2 protein-coding genes are annotated in these 1,845 nt (G+C 60.6%); both read right to left on the bottom strand.

Annotated elements, in window-relative coordinates:
* Positions 1 to 11: 11 nt before the first annotated feature.
* On the bottom strand, positions 12 to 332 hold the full coding sequence (locus A37A_RS20700; protein WP_231363859.1) for a hypothetical protein: 321 nt from the start codon (positions 330 to 332) through the stop codon (positions 12 to 14).
* Between the two features lie 99 nt (positions 333 to 431).
* On the bottom strand, positions 432 to 866 hold the full coding sequence (locus A37A_RS17115; RefSeq protein ID WP_018291510.1) for a PP2C family serine/threonine-protein phosphatase: 435 nt from the start codon (positions 864 to 866) through the stop codon (positions 432 to 434).
* Positions 867 to 1,845 lie beyond the last annotated feature (979 nt).

Raw genomic sequence — 1,845 nt, forward strand, 5'->3', positions numbered from 1 at the left:
GACGATACGGCTTACGCCGCCGCAGCCTCTTGTGGCCAGCCTCCCGCAACCACCGCCGCAAGGTCTCCGCACTGACCCGAAGCCCATCCTCCTCCCCCAAGTGCTCTGCCGCCAATCACTTGCACCCGAAAATCTTGTCCGTAGCCACGGTTCGACTCCCGGCAGCATCCCCGATGCGCTAACGCCTCCCCGCCCCCCACTCGGTACCGCGCCCACACCCGCTTCCCCTGCCGACAGCTCAAACCCAGCATCTCCGCCGCCTCTACCAGCCTTAAGGCGCCCGCCTTCACCCGCCCCATCACCTCAACCCTGTCCAACTCCTTAGCACTCAACGCTGTCCTCCTCACGCCTCCTCCTTTCCGAGGCAACATTAAGGGACATTTCTATCGAGGTCTCAGGGGGACATTTCTATTGTGGCACAACAGGCCCATTCAAAGCTTTGCTTCCGCCGCGACCCGCACACCGATGGCCGTGTAGTTGTCGTTGTCCAAGAGGGTCGGTTCGCGCTGACTCCGGAGCTCCACCAGTCTGGCAAGCCAATCGGCGGCGATTGCCGCGTGGGCGAGCGTTCCCTCCATCTCCGCTTCCCGAAGAGGAACCCAGAAGCCGTCGGTGCAAAGGAGGAGGGCGTCTCCAGGTTCGATTCCCCATTCCGGCGAAACCGAAGGCATCGGGCCATCGGGGCTTCCCAGGCAGCCCAGGAGAACATTTCGGTTCGGGTGGGAGCGGATCTCCTCCGGACCGATGATGCCCGCATCGCAAAGCGCTTGGGGGAGGCTGTGATCCTTCGATTGGAAGAAGACTTTTCCGTGCGCCGTGAAAAGGGTGCATCGTCCAGTGGGGAGGGAGTGATCTCCACCCGGCAACTATTGCTCCAGCCGGAAGCATTCGGAGCGGCTGCTGGTGGTGACGCCGGTGGTCGAAGCCTCTGGAGGAAAAGGCCCGGAGAGCGGGCCAGCGAGCAAGCAGGCCCTAAGGGAAGTGAACGCTGAACAAAGCCTCGAAACGCTCAATGCGGGCGCCGAGCTTGTGAGAAAGAAGCGAAGGCCGATGTCTCCCTGGGAAGGAGAGCAATACGGGCACTGGGGAGAGCCGCCGGGGTACTGGGCGAGGGCATGCGGGCAAAGGACGGTGCATCAACACGGGAGGCCCATCGGGCCGGGAGCTCGGGTTGGCCCCGAGCGGACCGACCGCTGCCCTGCGAGGGGCCGAAGCGGGACCAGGTGGGAGTCGGATAGGTCCATACTGTGCGCTGGGCAGCGCATGAATCAGGAGGGTTGAAGTCCCTACGGCGCTCGAATGAGGGGCGCCGTATCCAAAAGCGGGGGTAATGCCTCGCTAGCCACCGGCGTAAGTCGGTGGAGGACAGGGTGTCCGGAGCGATCCGGAATCCGAAGGGTTTGAGGAGAAGTATTGGGCTGTAATCAATGAGGGCAACCTCGAGGATGAACAGGTCGGCCAAAGATGGGGCAAGGTCGAGCCCGCAGTATGGGGGCGAAGGCGTTACTCATTCACCCATCGTACCAAGGTGTTTGCTGACAGCACGATATGGAAGATTCATGTGTGACCCCAGGGAGACCTGACTGTGTCCCGGCCAACAACCGCCCATGTTTGGTGAAAATCGACTATTTTGACGATGGCTCCAGGGTTGGGGAACGAACTTTTGCAAAAATGTAGTGCCACTCTGTGAATAACTTTATCGTATGCTAGTGGCCTTTGTAGCTTGCTATACTCGATGATAAACGGTAATGCTATTTCATGTTTCTACGCACCCTGCGGTTGCGTCGGAAGGACGGGAGCGAGGCGGAGTATGTTCGGTTGGTGGAAAGCTACCGGGAAAAGGGA

The organism is Verrucomicrobium sp. 3C (assembly GCF_000379365.1).
GTDB lineage: Bacteria > Verrucomicrobiota > Verrucomicrobiia > Methylacidiphilales > Methylacidiphilaceae > Methylacidimicrobium.